The organism is Actinomycetota bacterium, from assembly GCA_018830725.1.
GTDB lineage: Bacteria > Actinomycetota > Humimicrobiia > JAHJRV01 > JAHJRV01 > JAHJRV01.
The window spans coordinates 41,466-62,391 of record JAHJRV010000094.1 but is presented as its reverse complement, the minus strand read 5'-3'; the positions used below and the strand labels follow the sequence as shown (position 1 = coordinate 62,391).

The window sequence follows — 20,926 nt, the reverse complement described above, 5'->3', positions numbered from 1 at the left end:
TGAAAATTAATTTTTAAAAAAATGGAAAAGAAAAAGCTAATTATTAGAGGTGCAAGAGAGCACAATTTAAAAAATATAAATTTAGATCTTCCAAGAGATAAGATGATTGTAATAACTGGTATCAGTGGTTCTGGTAAGTCGAGTCTTGCATTTGACACCATTTATGCTGAAGGTCAGAGAAGATATGTTGAATCTCTTTCTGCTTATGCAAGACAATTCCTTGAACAGATGGAAAAACCTGATGTTGATTATATTGAAGGTCTTTCTCCTGCTATTTCAATTGACCAGAAAGGTGCTACTAAAAATCCTCGTTCAACTGTGGGAACAATAACTGAAATATATGATTATATTAGATTACTTTATGCTTGTATTGGAAAATCTCATTGTCATATATGTGGGAAAGCAATATCACAACAATCACCACAACAGATAATAGATAAGGTTTTAAAAATTTCTAAAGGTACAAAATATATGATTCTATCACCAGTAATCAGGGGTCGAAAAGGGGAATATAAAAATCTTTTTGAACAAATAAGGAGAAAAGGTTATGTTAGAGTTAGAGTGGATGGAGAAATAAAGAGTTTAGAGGAAGAAATAAAACTGGAGAAGTACAAGAAACACGATATTGAAGTAGTAATAGATAGATTGGTGTCTAAATCCAATATAAGAAAAAGAGTTGCTGATTCGATTGAAACAGCATTAAGGGAATCAGATGGGATAGTCTATATTCAGATAATTGATGGAGAAAATTTGATATTTTCTCAAAAATTTGCTTGTCTTGATTGTGGTATAAGCTTTGAGGAACTTTCACCAAGGATGTTTTCTTTTAATAGTCCTATTGGTGCTTGTACTTATTGTGATGGGTTGGGTTTTAAACAAGAAATAGATCCAGATTTAGTAGTACCTAATAAAAGTCTAAGTTTATCACAGGGAGCTATTAAATTATGGAGAGATAGTTCATCAGCATTTTTTCCAATGTATATAAAGGCTCTTTCTAAAAAATATAATTTTGATCTTTCAACACCATTTAATAATTTAGATAAGAATATACAAAATATAATTTTGTACGGTGTACCAGTAGAAAGAGTGCTTGTTGAGTATGAAAGATATAATGGAACAGTAGTAAGATGGCCTACTTCTGTAGAAGGCGTAATTAATAATTTAGAAAGAAGATACAGAGAGACAAAGTCTGAATATAGTAGGGAAAAAATTGAAGAATATATGAGCATAAGCCCATGTCCTAAATGTAATGGTGCAAGACTTAGACCTGAAAGCTTAGCAGTAACAGTTGGTGGAAAAAATGTTTATGAACTAACCCAAATGTGTGTTTCCAAATGCAAATCTTTTATTGAGAATCTTAAATTAACAAATAAAGAAAAGATAATAGCAAGAAGAATATTAAAAGAAATAAAAGAAAGATTAGCCTTTGTGGAAAATGTGGGTTTGAACTACCTAACGCTTGATAGAGAAACAAGAACTCTTTCCAGTGGGGAAGCTCAGAGAATAAGGTTAGCTACCCAAATTGGAACAAGTTTGATTGGGGTTTTATATATTCTTGATGAACCAAGTATAGGTCTTCACAACAGGGATAATAAGAGACTTCTTGAAACATTAAAAAGATTAAGAGACTTAGGAAATACTTTAATTGTGATAGAACATGATAGAGAAACTATTAACCAAGCAGATTTTATAGTTGATTTAGGTCCTGGAGCTGGAGAGCGTGGCGGGGATGTTGTTGTACTTGGAACTATAGAAGATATTAAAAATGAACCTACCTCTATAACTGGACAGTATTTAAGTGGTAAGAAAAAGATCAATGTTCCAAATAAGAGAAGAATTGATTATAAGGGAGATCTGGTTATATTAGGTGCAAAAGAACATAATTTAAAAGAAATAAATGTTTCTTTTAAACTTGGTAAATTTATTTGTATAACCGGAGTTTCGGGTTCAGGAAAAAGCACATTAGTTGATGAAATTTTATATAGGGCACTAATGAATAGATTACATAGCAGGTCAAAGTTTAAACCTGGTAAGCACAAAGACATTAAAGGTATAGAAAATATTGATAAAGTAATTGAGATTGACCAATCACCAATTGGAAGAACTCCAAGATCAAATCCTTCAACATATACAGGAGTATTTACTCCTATCAGAGAGGTCTTTGCGGAGACTCAAGAAGCAAAAATTAGAGGTTATAAAAAAGGTAGATTCAGTTTTAATGTAAAGGGTGGAAGATGTGAGGCATGCAGGGGTGATGGGAATATTAAAATAGAGATGCATTTTCTGCCTGATATATATGTAACCTGTGATGTATGTAAGGGAAAAAGGTACAATAATGAAACTTTAGATGTAACTTTTAAAGGAAAAAACATCTCAGAGGTTCTTGATATGAGTGTTAGAAAAGCATTAGAGTTTTTTAAAAACATTCCAAGAATAAAAAGAAAATTACAATTAGTTGATGATGTTGGACTGGGATATATAAAATTGGGTCAATCTGCTACTACGCTCTCAGGAGGGGAAGCTCAAAGAGTAAAAATTTCTAAGGAACTATCAAAAATTGCTACAGGTAGAACTATTTATATATTGGATGAACCAACAACAGGACTTCATTTTGATGATATAAAGAAACTACTCAAAGTATTAAACAGATTAGTTGATAAGGGAAATACAGTAATTGTTATTGAGCATAATTTAGATGTAATAAAAACAGCTGATTATATAATTGATCTTGGACCAGAAGGTGGTGATGAAGGGGGATGGATAGTAGCTGAAGGTACACCAGAAGAAGTTGCAAAAAATCCAAAATCTTATACAGGTATGTATTTAAAGGATTTATTAAATGTTTAGAAAAGCTCCAACAAAGATAAAAGAAAGTCTAAATTATTTACCTGATAAACCAGGTGTTTATATATTCTATGATTCTTTAGAGGAAGTCTTATATATTGGTAAAGCTAAGTCCTTAAAGAAACGGATTAAAAGCTATTTTCAAAAGTATCAAAAACTACCTACAAAGATAACTGATATGCTATCTCATACAGACAAATTAGATTTTATCGTTACTGATAATGAAGTTGAAGCACTAATACTTGAAAGTACACTGATAAAGGAACACAGACCAAAATATAATGTGAATTTAAAAGATGATAAGAGATATCCCTATATTGCTATCTCTATTTCAGAAGATTATCCTCGGGTATTTTTTACACGAAAAACATCCAATCCAAACTATATCTATTTTGGTCCCTATACAAGACCTCAAAATGTCAGAAAAATCTTAGATATGATTCATAAAAAATTTAAAATTAGAGGTTGTAAAGGATCAAAGCCAGGAAAAAAGACTAGTTCACCATGTCTGAATTATTATATAAATAGATGCTTAGCTCCGTGTATTGGGAAAGTAAAAAAAACAGAATATAAAGAAATAATAAGTATAATCATTCAATTTCTTAATGGAAGAAGAAAAGAAATCAAGCAAGGTTTAGAGAAATCTATGAAGTTAGCATCAAGTGAAAAAAGATTTGAGGATGCTGCAAGATATAGAGATCAATTTATTGCAATAAATGAGCTTACTCAGAAACAAAAAGTTGCAACAATAAAAAGACTGGATATTGATGTATTAGCTGTTGTATTAAACGAAGACATAGCATGTGTTGAACTTTTTACAATAAGAGGGGGATTTTTATTAGGTAAAGATTGCTTTATTTTAGAAAAGACATCAGAGTTTGATAAAAGCGAGCTTCTTACTTTCTTTATCAAACAGTATTATAATTCAGCTTTTAGATATCCTAAGGAGATTATTTTATCAACAAATATTTATGAAATGGAGATCATAAAAAATTGGTTGAGCATGAAAAAGGAAACATATATTGACATAAAGATTCCGAGAAGAGGGGAGAAAAGAAGATTAGTAGAGTTAGCAGAAAAAAATGCTGAAATTGAAATTAAGCAATTTCTGAACAAGGAAAAGCTAAAAAAAATGAGGGAGAAAGATGCACTTGTTTCATTAAAAAATAGATTAAATCTTAGTTCAATTCCTTATAGGATTGAATGTTATGATATATCAACATTAGCAGGTTCTCATTCTGTTGGCTCAATGGTTGTATTTTTAAATGGTATTCCAAAGAAATCACAATATAGGAGATTTAAAATAAAAAATATATCTGTTAAAGACGATCTTCATATGATAAGTGAAGTAATTGAGAGAAGATTTAAAAAGTTAGTATATCCATATAAGATAGATGAAAAAACCTATAAATATAAAAAAGATAATAAAGTTTATAAAAAGGAATATAAAGAATTTAATGCATTTGATTTTATCCCTGATCTTGTGATAATAGATGGTGGAAAGGGTCAACTGCAAATTACAAAAAGAGTTTTAAAAGAATTAGGTTTAGAAAATATCTTTGTTATTGGACTATCTAAAAAACCTGATAAAATACATTTATTAAACAAGAAATATCCTCTTATACTTCAAGAGAATTCATCAGCGCTTTTGCTTTTAAAAAATATTAGAGATGAAACTCATCGCTTTGCAATTTCTTATCACAGAAATCTTAGAAACAAAGATATGATAACATCAATTCTTGATAAAATTTATGGAGTTGGTCCAAAAAGAAAAGCAAAATTGATTAAACATTTTAGTTCAGCAGAATATGTTGCAAAAGCGACACTTCAAGAACTATATGATATTAAAGGAATACCTTCTAAAGTCGTCCAAAGAATATACAGACATTTTCACCGCTTTTAATCCTATTTTTAACTATCATTTAATTTTAATTAATATGATATACTTATTCTTTGAAAAAAGTGAACTTGTTATTGGGAGGAGGATTACTTATGAAGAATATATTAATCAGGATAATAACTTTAACTCTCGCGATTATTATAATTACTTATATATTTCCTGATAATATGATTCATCTTGAGGGTGAAGGTAATGCTAAACTATTATCAGCCCTTTTCACAGCAATTGTTTTGGCATTAGTAAATTTAATAATCAGACCTATAGTTAAGGTTTTAACACTTCCTATAAATATTTTAACATTAGGTCTTTTTTCTTTAATAATAAATGCTGCAATGCTCTGGATCGTGGATCACTTCGTTGAGGGATTTTCTGTATTTGGCTTCTGGGGATATTTTCTTGGAGCACTGGCAATAAGTATTATAAATTCTGTTTTATATAAATTATTAAAAGATAAACAAAAATAATATTGTAGGAAATAATTATGGAAAAAAGTGAAGGTTTAAAAACAATAATAATAACAGGACTCTCTGGCGCAGGTAGAACCTTAGCTATGAGATGCTTTGAAGATGCAGGCTATTTTTGTATAGATAATCTGCCATCATCCTTAATTTTAGATTTGATAAATATATGTTCACTTCCAGGAAGTAAAATTGATAAATTAGCACTTGTTATAGATGTTCGTAGTAGGGATTTTTTTGATCAACTACCTAATGTATTAAAAGACTTAAATAAAAAAAATATAGATTATCAAATTCTTTTTTTATCAGCAGATGAAGAAACATTAGTTAAGAGATTTAAAGAGACGAGAAGAACACACCCGTTAGCAAAAAAAGCAGATTTTTTAGAAGGAATTCGTATTGAAAAAGGAAGAATAAAATTTTTAAGAGAAACAGCGGATATTGTAATTGATACATCTCATCTCACTCCAATGGAGCTTAAAAATAGGATAAATAACACAATAATTTTAGGTCTTGAAAGCAAAAGAATACAAATACAGGTAGTATCTTTTGGGTATAGTTTAGGTATTCCGCAAGATGCCGATTTAGTGATGGATGTTCGTTTTTTACCTAATCCGAATTATGTTGAATCTTTAAGGTTAAAAAGTGGGTTAGATAAGGAAGTTTATGATTTTGTGATAAGTAAAAAAGGGACCACTAAGTTTCTAAATATTTTTAAAAAATTACTATCTTATACCATACCCAAATATATTTTAGAGGGAAAAAATTATTTAAAAATTGCAATTGGTTGTACAGGGGGAAGACACAGATCTGCAGTGATTGCTAAAGAAATTTTTAATTTTTTGAAAGAGCAAGGTTATGAGGTTATAATTAATCATAGGGATTTACAATAATGGGGAAAATTAAAAGTTTCTCATCCTGCGTAAAGGATGAATTAGCTCGGGAAATACCAAAAAAGATTTGCTGTCAAAAAGCAGAACTATATGTTGTGATAAGAATGTCCGGGCTTATAAAAAAAGAAAAACAGAATTTTGGTGTGAAGATAAGAACAGAAAATGCTTCAGTTGCTCGGAAAATAATCACTTTAATTAAAAAGCTATTTAAAGAAGAAATAAATACTTATACAAAATTTAAAAGTTATAAGAACAAAAGAAAGAGATATTTTATAGAGATACCTTTTCAGAAAAAAACAGCTAAGTTGCTAAAGATGTTAAAATATTTAGATGATAAATTTGAGGTAAGAGATAAAATATCTTCAGATTTAATTAGCAAAAAATGTTGTCAGATTTCTTTTTTAAGAAGCTGTTTTTATAGTAGAGGTTATATATCAAAACCAGAAAGTGGATATCATTTAGAGATCTTAACTAACAGCCAAGATGATGCAAAATATATATTAAAAATTCTTAACGGATTTCATATTAATCCTAAGATATACAAAAGAAGAGGATTTTTTGTTGTTTATCTAAAAAAGAGTGAGGATATTTTTAATTTTCTTAAATTAATTGTAGCTCATGGAACAGTTTTAAATTTGGAAAGCATTAAAGTATTAAAAGAAGCGAAAAGTTATATAAGAAGAATTGTTAATTTTGAAGCAGCAAATCTTAATAAAACTATAAAAGCATCTTATAAACAGATTGATAATATTATAAAAATAGATAATTCTATAGGTCTTGATTTGCTTCCAGAAGCTCTTAGGGAAATTTCTTATATTAGACTTGAGTATCCTCAAGCATCTTTATCAGAGTTGGGGAAACTGAGTTCGAAAATAATTTCAAAATCTGCAGTTAATAATAGATTAAGAAGGATACAAAAAATAGTAGAAAGCCTATAAAAATAGTAGAAAACCTATAGAAATAATAGAAAACCTATAGAAATAATAGAAAGCCTATAGAAGATATCTATTATTTATTTGTCATTCTGACCCTGACCCTTGAGCGTAGCGAAGGGAAAGGGGAAGAATCTCATTAAATATATTAAAGAATCTGGTAAAATGATAAGATTTTCCTTAATATTAATTTTTAAATTTTTTTATAAACATTTTTTAAAGAAAGGAGAAAATAAAATGGCAATAAGGGTTGGTATAAATGGATTTGGAAGAATTGGAAGATGTGTTTTTAAAGCTGGAATAGATGATAAGGAAATCGACTTTGTGGCTGTTAATGATATCACAACACCTGAAGTTTTAGCGTTCCTGTTAGAGTATGATTCAACCTATGGAAGAATAGCTAATGTAGAAGTTAATGATGATATAATTTCGATTTGTGATAGAAAGGTAAAAGCTCTTTGTGTCAAAGATCCTGCTCAGTTACCATGGGATGAGTTAGATGTAGATATTGTAGTAGAATCAACAGGACTTTTTATAAAAAGAGAGGATGCAAAAAAACATCTGGATGCAGGTGCTAAAAAGGTAATTATAAGTGCACCAGCAACAAATCCTGATATTACTTTAGTAATGGGGGTTAATCATGAGAAGTATAACCCAGAAAATCATAATATTATATCTGGTGCATCTTGCACTACAAATTGTATTGCTCCATTAGCAAAAGTTCTACATGAGAATTTTGGGATTCAGAAAGGTTTCATGACAACAATTCATGCATACACTAGTGACCAAAATTTGGTAGATGCTCCACATAAGGATAAACGAAGAGCAAGATCAGCAGCAATGAATATAATTCCAACAACGACAGGGGCAGCTATTGCAACAACTTTAGTTATACCAGAACTTAAAGGTAAAATGGATGGAATGGCTATGAGAGTTCCAGTTCATGATGGTTCAATAGTAGATTTTGTTGCTTTTTTGGAAAGGGATGTAACAATTGAAGAAGTAAATCAAGCCATGAAGAAAGCATCTGAAGAACCACCTCTTCAGGGTATCTTGCAATATAGTGATGAACCCTTGGTTTCATGCGATATAATAGGGAATCTGTATTCTTCAGTCTATGATTCATTAGCAACTATGGTAATTGGTAATATGGTGAAAGTTCTTGGTTGGTATGATAATGAAATGGCTTACTCAAAGAGAGTAAATGACCTTATCAAATACATTGCAAAAAAAGGTTACTAATTCCAAATTATATTTAAAAATTGGGAGCTTTTAAAGCTCCTAATTTCTTATATGATGCATAAATTTAATACAAATTTTAAGGATTGTTGTATGAATAAGAAATCCATAAGGGATATTGATGTTAAAAATAAGAGAGTTTTTGTTAGGGCAGATCTTAATGTTCCTTTAGATGATAATAGCAATATTACTGATGAGACTAGAATAATAGCATCATTACCAACAATTGATTATCTAATAAAAAATAATGCGAAAATTATTCTTGCATCACATCTTGGAAGACCTAAAGGTAAATTTGTAGAAAAACTAAAAATGGATCCGGTGGCAATAGCTTTAGGTAAACATCTTGATAAAGAAATAAAGAGGATGAATTATGTTATTTCTGATAAGGTTAAAAATGAGGTAAAAGATTTAAAAAGCGGTGATATTTTACTTTTAGAGAATCTAAGATTTGACCCGCGTGAAAAAAGTAATGATGATAATTTCTCAAGGGAACTTGCAGAACTTGCAGATATATATGTTAATGATGCTTTTGGCACTTCACACAGAAAACACACATCTATGGTAGGTATTTGTAAATATATACCATCTGTGATGGGTCTTTTATTGGAAAAAGAACTAAGAACACTTTCTTCTCTACTTAAAAAACCGAAACATCCCTTTGTTGCAATTTTAGGAGGCAGTAAAATCTCAGACAAAATTGGAGTTGTTAGGAATCTTTTAAATGTTGTTGACACTGTGATTGCAGGCGGTGGAATGTGTTATACATTCTTAAAATCTATAGGTTTTGAAATAGGGAATTCCTTACTGGAAGAGGAGATGCTTGAATACTGTAAGCAAGTTTTAGATGAATTTAAAGATAAGGGAAAGAAATTCATGTTGCCAGAGGATGTTGTTGTGGCTAAAGAATTCAAACATGATTCTATTTTTAAAACAGTAAATATAGAAGAGATTCCTAAGGATTGGTTAGGACTAGATATCGGTCCAGGGACAATCGATAAATATAAAGAAGAGATATTGAAAGCAAAAACCATTTTGTGGAATGGTCCGATGGGAGTATTTGAGTGGGAATCGTTTGAAAAAGGAACAAAGGAAATTGCCTACGCAGTTATAGAAAGTAAAGCAAAAACTATAGTGGGTGGAGGAGATACAATAGCAGCAGTAAAAAAGTATAGTGTTGCAGATAAAATCAGTTACATTACAACTGGTGGTGGTGCATCATTAAAATTTCTTGAAGGTGTAAAACTACCAGCAGTAGAAGCATTAAATAACAAATAAAATGTTAATTTTAAGAATAGGGAAATAAATGGTAAATGAAAAAATTAGAAGACCAATAATAGCAGGAAATTGGAAGATGTTTAAGACTCATCTTAAGGGAGTTAAACTTGTTCAGGAAATAAATTATGGCATAGATAAAAATCTAGATGCTGAGGTCGTTGTTATTCCTCCTTTTACAGCAATAAGAAGCATTAAGATTGTTATAGAAGCTGATAAGATGAAGATAAAATTAGGGGCTCAGAATATGCATTATATGTCAGAAGGTCCATTTACAGGTGAGATATCACCAGTTATGTTGAAAGCACTTAATGTTGAATATGTCATAATTGGTCACTCTGAGAGAAGGCAATATTTTGATGAAACTGATGAATTAATAAATAAAAAATTAAAAAAAGCACTCGATGTTAATATAAACCCCATCCTTTGTGTTGGAGAACCTCTTAAAATTAGAGAACTAGGAAGACAGAAGCAATATGTTAGGGAACAATTGAACAATTGTTTGAAGGGTTTAAATAAAGATTATATTCAAAATATTGTTATTGCGTATGAGCCAATATGGGCAATTGGAACAGGAAAAACAGCAACTCCTGAAGATGCTAATTTCATGATTTCATTCATAAGACAAAGAATAAGTAGACTATTTTCTCCAATAATTTCCGAAAAAATAAGAATCCAATACGGTGGGAGCGTAAAACCTTTTAATATTGTACCGATTATGGTTCAACCTGAGATAGATGGAGTATTAGTCGGTGGTGCAAGTTTAAATGCACAGGACTTTATTGATATTATAAATTATAAAAAAAGATTAAAAAAATTATAAAAACTTAAATAATATTAATCAGTACTTAAAAAGATTTTGATTATTTAAAAAGGTGAGCTATAAATTAAAAGAATAAACCTTGAGTTAATATTTATACTTCTTTTAGCATTATTCTTAGCTATTTTAGCATTTAATCCAGTGTTGTCTTGTTTTGGTGATAATGCAAGATATATGATACTTGGAAAATCCATTTCTTTAGGATCTGGATTTAGACTGATAAATTATCCAGAAAATTCTCCTGATTACAAGGCATATCCAGGTTTTCCACTTATATTATCATTTTTTTATTTTATTTTAGGTTCTAAATTTATTGAAGTAAACATCTTAATAGTTTCCAAAATAATTGTTTTTACATGTTTTATTCTCTCTGTTTTATTTTTCTACCTTGTAGCAAAAAAGGATCTGGATAGATTAACTTTATTGCTGGCAACAATTTTTTTTATAACTCATCCTGAACTTTTAAGCTTCTCATCTAAGGTAATGACAGAGACTGTATATAATCTTTTTATTCTTATCACTTTATATTTCTTTAGTCTAACAGAAAAGAAAATTAATAAAGATAATAATTATAATACCAACATTGATGATAGGGGAAGTAGTGAAAATAAAAACAATGATAGCAATAAGAAGAAGAAAAAAAACATCTATAAAATCAATGATATTATTGGTGAGTATTTAAGAGATAAAAATTTTTTATTATTGATATTTTTTTCAATCTTTACTTTTTTAATTAGACCAATTGGTATTTTCATCATCCTTGCAATCTTTATACAAATCTTTTTAAGTGAGAACAAAATTAGATCAGGAATTTATTTTGTATTTACGTTAGTACCAGTTATTTTGTGGAACTTAAGAGTAGTAATTTCAAATAAAGTTAGCTATGTAAGTGAGTTCTTTAAAGTCAATCTTAGTGATTATTCTAAAGGGGATATAGATTTTATAAAATTTTTTGAAAGAGCAAAATCAAATTTTGATTATTATTTTAAAGCAGTTTTTTCGCAGCTGACAAATGGCTTAAAAGATATTTTAAAAGGCAATATTTCAAATATTTTAAGAAGAAATATTTTTGTAATTAAAAATTCAAATATTTTTGAAATTTTAAAAATTAAAGATTTACATTTTATTGCAATTTTAGTAGTAATAATATTTGTCATTTTAGGAATTATATATTTTTTAAAAAGGAGAAAATATATTTATATATTATATTTTATTTTCTACTTTGTAGGACTTCTTATGTGGCCATGGCAATCAGAAAGACTTACAATTTGCGTAATTCCTATTTTAATCATTCTTTTTTCAAGCGGGGTCTTGTTTTTTAAAAAGATAATACTAAAAATTTCAACAAAAAAAATAATTAAAATATTTGCATCAACAGTTTTAATATTAACTTTTATTATATTTTTAGTTGGAAGTACATATAGTGGATATTTTGTGATAAAAAAAAGCCTTGATTACAAAAATAAGGGAATTTTTATATATAGCAAACAATGGGAGAATTTCTATGATGCAATGTATTGGTTAAAGGAAAATTCTTATGATGGTAGTTCAATACTTAGCAGGAGTAATTTCTTAGTTTATATTTTAACCGGGAGGGAAACAATAGCATTTCCGTATAGTGATGATGAACAAAAACAAAAGAAGTATTTGAATAAATCTAATTTTATAATACAGGATAAAACAAATGAGCGCTTTATGAAATATGTGTACCCGATAATTGAAAAATATAAGGAAAATTTCAAAACAGTTTATGAAGCAGGTAATGGTGGCACTGTTGTTTATGAAAGACTGAAAAAACTTGACTAACCAAAAATTATTTAAAAAATTTATTTAATAAAGAATGTTGTATAATATATTAAAGATTAAAAACTTGAATTGACTAAAGAGGTATTGACAAAAGCTATTTTTTTATTTAATATTTCATAAAATTAAATTTATTAAATATTGTATTGAATTAAAATCTATCAAAATATTTTATTCTATTGACAAATGGACTTTTAATCTTTATTATTTTAATAGATTTTATTAATTGTAATCTTATAAATAATAGAAGTTGCATATCTTAAATTAGAAGTAGCATTTAAAAAATAAACAGGAGGTGATTCTATAGAAAGTTAATGTTATTCGTGTATAAAATTGATAAGGAGGTTTTTAATGAATTTTCTTAAAAAAATAATTTTGACGGTTGTAGCTCTTACAATTGTTACATCACTGTCGCTCACACTTATTGGTTGCCCTCCAGCCCCACCTGCTGAGGAAGTTGAGGAAACTACTCCTGAAGAGGAAACTACTCCTGAAGAGGTTGTAGTAGGACCAAAACCTGGTGGAAGTTTAATCATGGCACAATGGAGTTCTCCTGATGGTCCATTTGATCCAACTCTTTATACAGATGCTTATACATCAATGTCATTGAGTTTAATAAATGAAGGATTAACCACTTATAATGAAAATCTAGAATTGATTCCATGGTTAGCTGAAAGCTGGGAAATCTCAGAAGATCAGAAGGAAATTACATTCCATATAAGAGAGGGTATTAAGTGGCATGATGGTGAAGACTTTACTGCTGAAGATGTATCCTTTACATTCCATGTGATGGGAAATCCTGATTATTTAGGTGTTAGATATGGTGAAGTTGTAGAACCTATTCTTGGAGCACCAGCATATAAGGAAGGTACAGCAGATAAAATAGAGGGTATAGAAGTGATTGATCCTCTTACAATAAAGTTCACATTTGAGGAAGTTTTTGCACCTGCAATAGAGTCCTGTGGAGCTTCAGTAATTCCAAAACATATATATGAAGGTAATACTGGAGCAGCTCAGAGAGACTTCACAACTTCTGCTGATTTTGTACCAATAGGAACTGGTCCTTACAAATGGGTAGCTTATGAAACAGACCAATATGTAGAACTTGCCAGAAATGAGGATTGGTGGGGATATGAATATGGTATGGGTGCAAGTGGAGAGGGTACAGGCAAAGGTCCTTTTGTAGATACCATTTTTTGTAAGATAATGGATCAAGATACAGGTCTTGCTGCCTTCTTGGCTGGTGAAGTTGATGCAGTTTCTGTTCCTATTGCTGAATATGATATGATAGCTGAAGTTGAATTTGCTCAAATGTATGAAGTTACAGGAGGTGGATTCCAGCACTTTAGTCTAAATCAGTATAAAGCTCCATTTAATGATGTGAAGTTCAGACAAGCAGTTTGTTATGCAATTAACAGACAGAGCATAATAGATGATATCCTTGATGGTCATGGAATTATTCAGGCTTCACCAATCTGGTCAGAATCGTGGGCTCATAATCCTGAAGTAGAACCGTTCCCATATGATCCTGAAAAAGCTAAGGAACTCTTAGATGAAGCAGGGTATTTAGATACAGATGAGGATGGTATTAGAGAGTATAATGGAGAGCCAATGATATTTGATCTATTCTACCCAACTGGAAACATGGTGAGAATGGCTTCAATGCCTCTTATCTGGAATAACTTAGCAGCTGTTGGAATTCAAGTAAGAGGAGAACTTCAGGATTGGCCAACACTTTTGGGCCATGTATTTCCTGACGATAGAAAAATCGAACCAGATGACTATGATACATATCTAATGGGTTGGAGTCTTTCTATTGATCCTGACGCAGCAGTTATATGGAGCAGCAAAGGTGAACATCCAGATGGATATAACGGTTACGGATACAAAAATGAGGAAACTGATGCGTTGTGGGAGGAAGGTGTAAAGTATGTGGATCCTGAAAAGAGAAAAGAAATCTACTACGAATTGGAAAAGATATTGGCAGAGGAACTACCAACCATCTTCCTATATAACGATAATGAAATTGTTGCAGTAAATGATAGAGTTAAAGGTGTTAAAATAGTATCAGGTCTATGGGATTATGCAGCAAAAGTGTTCTTCGATATATACAATGTTTGGATAGAAGAATAATACCAATTATCCTGTTCAAAAAGTAAAAAGTAACAACATGCAGCCTAAGTAGGCTGCATGTTGTTTATTAAAGAATACTCTACATTTTTATTCTTTAATTAAGTTTATCATGATATAATTCTTTTCATTTTTGAAAATATTAAATAAAAAGATAATTTTTAAATTTATTGAAAAAAATTATTCTTTTAATTATACTGTTTTTGAATTGAATTTATAGTTTGAAAAATCTTATTTTTTTATATAATTATTTTCTAGGAGAGTGATTTCATTTGAGACAGTATATTATTCGAAGATTTATACAGATTATACCAATAGTTATTGGTATAACAATTGTAACCTTCTTTTTGATTAAAATGTGCCCCGGTAATCCTCTTAAAGCTATGCTTTTTAACCCAGATATTAAACCTGAAGAAAGAGCAAGATTGGAAAGATTATATGGTTTTGATGATCCTGTTTATGTACAATATTTTAAATGGTTAACTAGATTACTAAAAGGAGATTTAGGTTGGTCTTTATATACAAAAAGACCTGTTACAAAACATATATTAGAGAGAATTGGTCCAACAGCTCTTTTAGCAGGAACAACTCTATTTTTAAGTTTTTTAATTGCTATACCCTTTGGTATTTTATCAGCAACAAAACAGTATTCACTTTTAGATTACTCCAGTACTGTAATCATTTTCTTTGGGATGTCTTTACCAATATTTTTCCTTGGTTTAGTAGTTATTTACATTTTTGCTGTGAGATTTGGTATTTTACCAACATCTGGAATGAAAACATTAGGAATACCTTTTAGCATTTGGGACAGAATTAGACATCTCATACTACCCGTATCTGTTTTAACATTCTATCAAATTGCACCTGTTGTAAGATATGTAAGGTCAAGCATGTTGGAGGTAATAAGAGAAGATTATGTAAGAACAGCAAGGGCAAAAGGTATCTCGGAAAGAGATGTTATTTACAAACATGCATTAAGAAATGCTTTAATTCCTATTGTAACTATTTTTGGGTTAAGCATACCTTTCATTTTTAATGGAGCTTTTATAACAGAAACCATTTTTGCTTGGCCTGGTATGGGTAGATTAGCAGTAGGAGCTGTATTTCAAAGAGATTATCCAATACTTATGGGAACTACTCTTGTTACTGCCATACTGGTTTTATTAGGAAATCTTATTGCGGATATATTATATGCTGTAGTTGACCCAAGAATAAGATATAAATGATATTAAAAATAAATTTATTTAAAAATTATAAGTTTATTTAATAATTAGGAGTGTGAAAATTTGGGAAATAATAATGTATTAGAAGGAATTGAAGAGAAAATTGATTATACTGTTGCAAAAAAACCTGTAACTCTTCGTTCTATAATATGGAAAAGATTTAAGAAAAATAAATTAGCTTTAGTAGGATTGATATTAATATCTATTCTTGTAATTGTTGCAATTTTCGCTAACTTTATTGCACCATATCCAGCAACAACAGTTGATTATGCTAATAAAAAATTACCACCTTCTAAAGAACATATCTTAGGAACTGATGAATTAGGCTGTGATGTATTATCAAGACTCATTTATGGTGCAAGAATTTCATTATCTATAGGATTGGTTGCTGTTTGTTTATATGTTTCTATTGGAATATTAATAGGTGCTATTTCAGGTTTTTTTGGTGGCTGGATAGATGCTATTCTTATGAGATTTACAGATGTTATTATCTCATTCCCTTGGTTAGTATTAGTTATTCTTGTGGCTGCAATTTTAGGTCCAAGTATATATAATGTTATGTTAATTATTGGATTAACAGGTTGGAGTACTGTGGCAAGACTTGTAAGGGGTGAATTTCTAAAGCTAAAAGAGATGGAATATACTTTGGCTGCAAGAGGTTTAGGTGCAAATAACTTTAGAATAATATTTACTCATCTATTACCAAATGCATTTGCTCCAGTTTTAGTAGCAGCAACTATGGGAGTAGCTGATGCTATTATAATTGAAGCAGCATTAAGTTTTTTAGGTTTAGGAGTTGTTTTTCCTGATACAAGTTGGGGTCAGATGATGCATGCAGCTCAATCGTTAACAGTATTAAGTAGAATGCCTTGGTTGTGGTTGCCACCAGGAATTCTAATTTCAATTGCTGTTTTGTGTATTAATTTTATTGGTGATGGATTAAGAGATGCATTAGACCCAAAATTAATTCGATAGATTAAGGAGAATTAATGATTATAGGAAATGATGAAATAATAAAAATAAAAGGATTAAAAACTTATTTTCATACCGATGATGGAGTAGTTAAAGCTGTAGATGGTGTTGATTTTGATATTAGAAAAGGTGAAACAATGGGACTTGTAGGTGAATCCGCCTGTGGAAAAACAGTGACCTCTTTCTCCATAATGAGATTAGTTGAATCTCCACCTGGAAAAATAGAAGAAGGGGAAGTCTTATATAAAGGAGAGAATTTATTAAAAATTTCTCAAGAAAAAATGAGGAAAGTAAGAGGAAATGAAATAAGCATGATATTTCAGGAACCAATGACTTCACTTAATCCAGTTTTTACAATAGGAAAACAGCTTTCAGAGGTTTTAATACTTCATCAAAATATGACTGAAAAAGAAGCTTTAGATAAGTCTGAAGAAATGATAAAACTTGTAGGCATTCCAAGACCGAGAGAAATTCTTAAAGGATATCCTCATGAATTAAGTGGGGGAATGAGACAAAGAGTAATGATAGCTATGGCTCTTTCATGTAAACCTGGACTCTTAATAGCAGATGAACCAACAACTGCGTTGGATGTAACTATTCAAGCCCAGATTCTTGAACTGATAAAAGGTCTTCAAGAAAGTATTGGAATGGCAGTTTTATTTATTACTCATGATTTAGGAGTAATTGCTGAAGTTTCAGATAGAGTTGCAGTGATGTATGCTGGTAAAATACAAGAGTCAGGTACATCTGAAGAGATATTTATAGAACATATTCATCCTTATACAGAAGGTTTACTTAAATCTATTCCAATGTTAAATGTGAGAAAGAAAAAGTTAGATGTCATTGAGGGAAGTGTTCCTGACCCTATTAATTTTCCACCAGGTTGTAAATTTCATCCAAGATGTAAATACAAGATTGATAAATGTGAAAAAGAGGAGCCAGAACTCCTGGAAATTAAACCAGGTCATTTTGTAAGATGTTGGGTAAAACAATAATATTTAAAGGAGTTATATGGATAATTTAATTGAAGTTGAAGATTTGGTTAAATATTTTCCTGTAAGAACAGGTGTCTTTAGTAGAATATCTGCATGGGTAAAAGCAGTAGATGGAATTACATTTAATATAAAAAGAGGAGAAACACTTGGTTTAGTGGGGGAGAGTGGCTGTGGAAAAACGACCACAGGAAGATGCATTATAAGATTAATTGAGCCTACTTCAGGAAAAATTATGTATAATGGAGAAGATTTACTCACTGCTACTACAGAAAGATTGTTAAAATTGAGAAAGGAAATGCAAATTATTTTCCAAGACCCATTTGCTTCTCTTAATCCGAGAATGAATGTGGGGAGAATAATTGGTGAAGGACTTGCAATTCAGAAAAAATATAGTAAGTCTGAAATCCAAGATAGAGTAGTTGATTTATTGAAAAAAGTTGGTTTGGAAGTTGACCATATTAAAAGATATCCTCATGAATTTAGTGGGGGTCAGAGACAAAGAATAGGAATTGCAAGGGCTTTAGCGGTAAATTCGAAATTTATTGTTTGTGATGAACCTGTATCTGCTCTTGATGTTTCAATTCAGTCCCAAATTCTTAATTTATTAGACAGACTTCAAGAAGAATTTGATTTAACTTATCTTTTTGTCGCTCATGATTTAAGTGTAGTAGAACATGTAAGTGATAGAGTAGCAGTAATGTATTTAGGTAAAATTGTAGAAATAACCTTTAGGGATGAACTTTATGAAAATCCTATTCATCCTTATACTCAGGCACTACTTTCTGCTGTTCCTGTTCCAGATCCAAGAGTGAAAACTAAAAGGATAATTTTAAAAGGTGATGTCCCAAGTCCAGTTAATGTTCCACCAGGTTGTAATTTTCATCCAAGATGTATGTATCGCAAAGATATATGTACAAAAGATATTCCAGAATTAAGAGATATAAGTGAGGGACACATTGTAGCATGTCACTTTGCTGGAGAATTATAAATAAATCCAATTAATAAATCATCATAAAAAAATATACTTCAAGACAAAACAAAATAATTTTTCTCCTTTTAAAAATTATAAATAGAAATAATAATACAAATACATATCTTAAATAGCTCAGATTACATGAATGAACACACATAATAAATCTATATTAATAAAGTATTTTCCCATTTTCTTAAAAGTAGTTTTATTCTTATTTCTACTTATAATCTGCTCTTTGCTACCACCAGTTTATGAGAAAATCTTTGGTAATCCTGAATTATCGGGAAAATTTTTAGTTGAGGTGGATGAGGGATTCTCTGTTTCAAAAACCATAATTGATAGTTTTAAATCAACTTCATATTCTGTATATAAAGATAAATTAAAAAATTACGAGATTGTATGGATAGATAGAGTTAATGAAAATCTTTGTCTAAAATTTACTAAATTCAATGAGAATCTTAAAACTCTTATACCTGAAACAATTCTAGATTCTAAAAAAAGCTCTTATATAGATTATAAAATTCTTGTTGATGATGCTGGAAAAATTAACATTTTCTACTCATCAATTAATAATGAAAATAGGAGAAATAATTTAAATAACATTACAATTAATAAGGATGGAAAAAACATTTCAAGCCCAGAAACAATTTATGAGGGAAAATACATTGATGATATTAATGTATGTTTTGACTCTCAAAATAATATCTATTTAGTATTTTCAGATATAAAGGAGGGTGTAACAGGTCTATCTGGTATAAAAGTTAGTTCAGATGGAAATATTTCAGATACTTACAAACTATCAGAGATACCTCAAGGAAAAGCAAAGCAACCAAAGTTGCAATTTTTTAATGATAGATTATATATAATTTGGCGAGACATTAGAGAAGACCCTAAGAGACCATTTATATATTTAGGAGTATTTACTCAAGACTTTGAAAAGATTTTTGAAAAAAAAGTTGGCAGAACAATATTGTACACAACTAATATTCAAGCAGTTCATTTTGTTAATGAAAATAGAATTTATATTTTTAGATCAGGTCTTATAACTGAAGAAGATTTAAGTCTTGAAATAGGTGGGCACAAAGACATAATTATGGATATATTTGATTTGGACGGAAAAGATATTACAAGAGGTGAATTTATAACAAGAACATTGAAATGGTCTTACAATCCATACATCTCTTCCAACAAGGATAAAATACACTTAGTCTGGATGGATAACAGAAGAGATAGACTTGAAACTTACTATAAACTAATAAATAAAGATGGTACTATTGTTAAAGATGAGATGAGAGTAAATGACAGGGGTGAAGACACATATCTGCCAAAAGTTTTTCCTTACGAAGATGATTACGCTCAATTCTTTTGGATAGGATTTAATCCCGATCAAACCAGTAAAGTTGTTTATAAAGATAATAAAGATGTAGTTAGAACTAATTTATTTAATAAATTGGGAATTGGAAGTAAAAAAGAGTATTTTTTTGGAATGGGAGGATATCTTTTTTCTCTTATTCTATCTTCCATGATTTCCATTCTAAACATTGGAGCAGTTATTTTAACTTTAATTTTATCTTTAATAATTGTAAATTACTTAGTTTCTAAAATGGCTAAAAGTAGCTTACATATTCTGTTAATTATTTTAATTGTATCTATGATAGCTTCATTTAGTAGATTCTTTTTTCCTGGTATTAAAAATCTCCTTAATGTAGAATTTTTACCTTCTTATACAATCATTGGATACATAATTGCATCCATTTTTACTTTTCTATTTTATAAATTTTTAGATTTTAAAAATCAAATTGTAGCAGAAATTATTATAATAGTATTTTTATGGTTTGTTTTTGAAGGAATCTTCTCAACCTTTCCAGCAATTTTAAGAATCTTTATGTAAAAAAACCTTCTTTCTGCTATTCTAAACTCTCTTCTTTTTTGTCATTCCCTTGTTTTACTTATGATGATAGTAATTATATTTTTTATAATTCTGAAGAGGTTGTGGTTGTCATTGTTTATTGAAGGGTCACTTTTTCGGATCTTTTAAAGAATGAAACAAATGCTATTGCAGAAATTAGGTAAAAAAAGAAACATATCCACTTGCAATACCCCTTTCTTCACCTGGGACAGTCTCCATAACAAAGTTGCTATATATTGGGCCTGACATATTCATTAAAGCTTGTCTTATTACAAAGAAAATAGTTACTAATGTTAAATTTGGAACTAATGCAAATTAATCAAAAAATTTTGTAAAATTTTACAATTTTAAGATATTTACTTTATGTCATTCCTTCATTTTACCCAGGACGGTGTCTGAATGATATAAAAAGATTAAAAAATCTAATACAGAGAATATTTTATTGAATAATTTTTTTAATGTTTTATATTTTAAAATTTTTAAAAATAGTTTACAATTGTAAAATGTTTTTGTTGAGATTGTTTTTAAAATTAGAATTATAATACTTAATTAGATTATTT

15 protein-coding genes are annotated in these 20,926 nt (G+C 29.7%); all 15 read left to right on the top strand.

Annotated elements, in window-relative coordinates:
* Positions 1-21 precede the first annotated feature (21 nt).
* Positions 22-2,847, top strand: a complete 2,826-nt coding sequence (gene uvrA, locus KKC53_04510; GenBank protein ID MBU2598424.1) for an excinuclease ABC subunit UvrA — start codon at positions 22-24, stop codon at positions 2,845-2,847.
* Positions 2,840-4,747 carry an excinuclease ABC subunit UvrC gene (uvrC, locus tag KKC53_04505; GenBank protein ID MBU2598423.1) on the top strand — a complete coding sequence of 636 codons (1,908 nt, stop codon included), beginning with the start codon at positions 2,840-2,842 and terminating at the stop codon, positions 4,745-4,747. The genes uvrA and uvrC overlap by 8 nt, the downstream gene beginning before the upstream one ends.
* An 89-nt stretch (positions 4,748-4,836) precedes the next feature.
* Positions 4,837-5,208, top strand: coding sequence for a phage holin family protein (locus tag KKC53_04500; GenBank protein MBU2598422.1), 372 nt, complete (start codon positions 4,837-4,839; stop codon positions 5,206-5,208).
* A 17-nt stretch (positions 5,209-5,225) separates the two neighbouring features.
* Positions 5,226-6,095 (top strand): RNase adapter RapZ, encoded by an 870-nt coding sequence (rapZ, locus tag KKC53_04495; protein ID MBU2598421.1) that lies wholly within the window; start codon positions 5,226-5,228, stop codon positions 6,093-6,095.
* Complete coding sequence (gene whiA, locus KKC53_04490; protein MBU2598420.1) at positions 6,095-7,033, top strand: DNA-binding protein WhiA; 939 nt, start codon at positions 6,095-6,097, stop codon at positions 7,031-7,033. The genes rapZ and whiA overlap by 1 nt, the downstream gene beginning before the upstream one ends.
* Positions 7,034-7,264: 231 nt before the next feature.
* Positions 7,265-8,269: a type I glyceraldehyde-3-phosphate dehydrogenase gene (gap, locus tag KKC53_04485; GenBank protein MBU2598419.1), complete on the top strand. Its 1,005-nt coding sequence runs from the start codon at positions 7,265-7,267 to the stop codon at positions 8,267-8,269.
* A 90-nt stretch (positions 8,270-8,359) separates the two neighbouring features.
* Entirely contained in the window at positions 8,360-9,544 is a 1,185-nt protein-coding gene (locus tag KKC53_04480) for a phosphoglycerate kinase (protein MBU2598418.1), read from the top strand.
* Between the two features lie 28 nt (positions 9,545-9,572).
* Positions 9,573-10,364, top strand: a complete 792-nt coding sequence (gene tpiA, locus KKC53_04475; protein MBU2598417.1) for a triose-phosphate isomerase — start codon at positions 9,573-9,575, stop codon at positions 10,362-10,364.
* A gap of 171 nt (positions 10,365-10,535) precedes the next feature.
* Positions 10,536-12,167, top strand: coding sequence for a glycosyltransferase family 39 protein (locus tag KKC53_04470; GenBank protein MBU2598416.1), 1,632 nt, complete (start codon positions 10,536-10,538; stop codon positions 12,165-12,167).
* Between the two features lie 348 nt (positions 12,168-12,515).
* Positions 12,516-14,297 carry a peptide-binding protein gene (locus KKC53_04465; protein ID MBU2598415.1) on the top strand — a complete coding sequence of 594 codons (1,782 nt, stop codon included), beginning with the start codon at positions 12,516-12,518 and terminating at the stop codon, positions 14,295-14,297.
* Between the two features lie 269 nt (positions 14,298-14,566).
* Positions 14,567-15,520, top strand: a complete 954-nt coding sequence (locus KKC53_04460) for an ABC transporter permease (protein ID MBU2598414.1) — start codon at positions 14,567-14,569, stop codon at positions 15,518-15,520.
* A 99-nt stretch (positions 15,521-15,619) separates the two neighbouring features.
* The gene (locus KKC53_04455) at positions 15,620-16,492 is read left to right on the top strand and encodes an ABC transporter permease (GenBank protein ID MBU2598413.1); all 873 of its coding nucleotides are present in this window, start codon (positions 15,620-15,622) and stop codon (positions 16,490-16,492) included.
* 14 nt (positions 16,493-16,506) lie between these two features.
* A complete protein-coding gene (locus KKC53_04450) occupies positions 16,507-17,484 on the top strand; it encodes an ABC transporter ATP-binding protein (GenBank protein ID MBU2598412.1) in 978 nt (325 codons plus the stop codon).
* Between the two features lie 16 nt (positions 17,485-17,500).
* Entirely contained in the window at positions 17,501-18,472 is a 972-nt protein-coding gene (locus KKC53_04445; protein MBU2598411.1) for a dipeptide ABC transporter ATP-binding protein, read from the top strand.
* A gap of 130 nt (positions 18,473-18,602) precedes the next feature.
* The gene (locus KKC53_04440) at positions 18,603-20,348 is read left to right on the top strand and encodes a hypothetical protein (GenBank protein ID MBU2598410.1); all 1,746 of its coding nucleotides are present in this window, start codon (positions 18,603-18,605) and stop codon (positions 20,346-20,348) included.
* Positions 20,349-20,926: the final 578 nt, after the last annotated feature.